Here is a 1360-nt window from a genome sequence, read left to right on the forward strand (position 1 = left end):
GATGCCGATTTTGCGCAATGCTCGCGTCAGGAAGATGCTCCACAGGATGGGAGCTGCAAGCCGCACCCACAGGTTGTGAGTTTTACCGGAACCTGGGTTTTTGCTTTGGGGAAGTGGGCGACATTCAGGACTGGCGCGGATTCTGCGGGTAGTCCGGTCATTGTCGCGGCGAGGGTGCTGAGGGGGCCGGTGGAATAACGGGCCGTCTGCTCTCATCCTCGGCAAAAGGAAACCCTTGCCCCATTTGGGGCAAGGGTTTTTTCGATCTTACTGGAAGAGCGAAAGGATGTTCTGGGACTGGGAGTTCGCGATGGTCAGCGACTTGATGGCGAGAGACTGCTTGGTCTGCAGCGAGGTCAGCTTGGCGCTGGCTGCGGACATGTCTGCGTCGGTCAGGGCGCCGATACCGTTGGTGAGGTTGTCGGAGATGGTCGAACCATAGGTGGTCATGTTCTTGATGACGTTGGTGTTGGCGCCGAGTGACGATGTGACGAAGGTCATCGCCTTGATGGCTGCCTGAACCTGAGCGATCATCGAGGAAACAGTGTTGCTTCCGCTGCTGCTGCCAGTGCTTGAGCCGGCGTTCAGTGTTCCATTTGCTTCGAAGACGTTTGAGGTTGGGTTGACACCGGCAGTCCCGCCGCTCGTCAGACCCAGAGCGTCGGTCAGGCTGGTACCGGCAACACCTGTCTGGAAGAACGAGGAGCTCGAGGAAACGCTTGGTGCACCTGCGATGCTCGCGCCGCCCATATAGGACGCGATGGCAGCGTTGAAGCCTGTGACGGTTGTCTGGTCGCCCTGAAGACCGGTGATGTAGGACAGGTTGTTGGATGTGATGCCCAGGCCGTCGGCGGTGCTGCCCGAGATCAGGTTGACGCCGTTGAAGGTTGCGTTGCGGGCGATGGTGTCGATCTGCTGGAGCAGGCCGGTGATCTGCGTGCCGATCTGGTCGAGAGCGGCCGGGCTGCCCTGGTTGTTGCCGAGCGTGGTGACGGCGTTCTGGACGCTGTTGAGCACGCTGATGATCTGGTTGACGGCAGTGCTGGTCGAGCTGACCGTCTGTGCTGCGAATGACAGGCCGTCATTGACAGCGGACTGGCCGGAAACGTTGCCCTGCATCTGTGCGGCGATGCCGTAGGCTGCAGCGTTGTCGGCGGCGCTCGAGACCTTGAGGCCGGTGGAAATGGTGTTTTCTGCGCTGCTCAGGGCGGACTGCGTTGCGTTCAGGGTCTGAACGGCAATCATCGCCGAAGCGTTGGTGTTGATCGAAAGGCTCATCGGTTTTCTCCTGGTGCTTGCCCAGTCATCGGGCCCTGCAGAAGCGTTTAAATCGCCAATTGGATAAGAGAAGATTACCAGA

General features: G+C 59.5%; 2 protein-coding genes. One reads left to right on the plus strand and one right to left on the minus strand.

Annotation, left to right across the window (positions count from 1 at the left end; genetic code table 11):
- A partial coding sequence (locus JCM15831_RS23150) for a hypothetical protein (protein WP_035774783.1) occupies positions 1 to 198 on the plus strand: 198 nt, incomplete at its 5' end.
- A 69-nt stretch (positions 199 to 267) separates the two neighbouring features.
- Here JCM15831_RS23150 and JCM15831_RS15250 read toward each other — a convergent pair.
- Positions 268 to 1278 carry a flagellin gene (locus tag JCM15831_RS15250; protein ID WP_025824908.1) on the minus strand — a complete coding sequence of 337 codons (1011 nt, stop codon included), beginning with the start codon at positions 1276 to 1278 and terminating at the stop codon, positions 268 to 270.
- Between the last annotated feature and the right edge of the window lie 82 nt (positions 1279 to 1360).

Source organism: Asaia astilbis JCM 15831, assembly GCF_000613845.1.
GTDB lineage: Bacteria > Pseudomonadota > Alphaproteobacteria > Acetobacterales > Acetobacteraceae > Asaia > Asaia astilbis.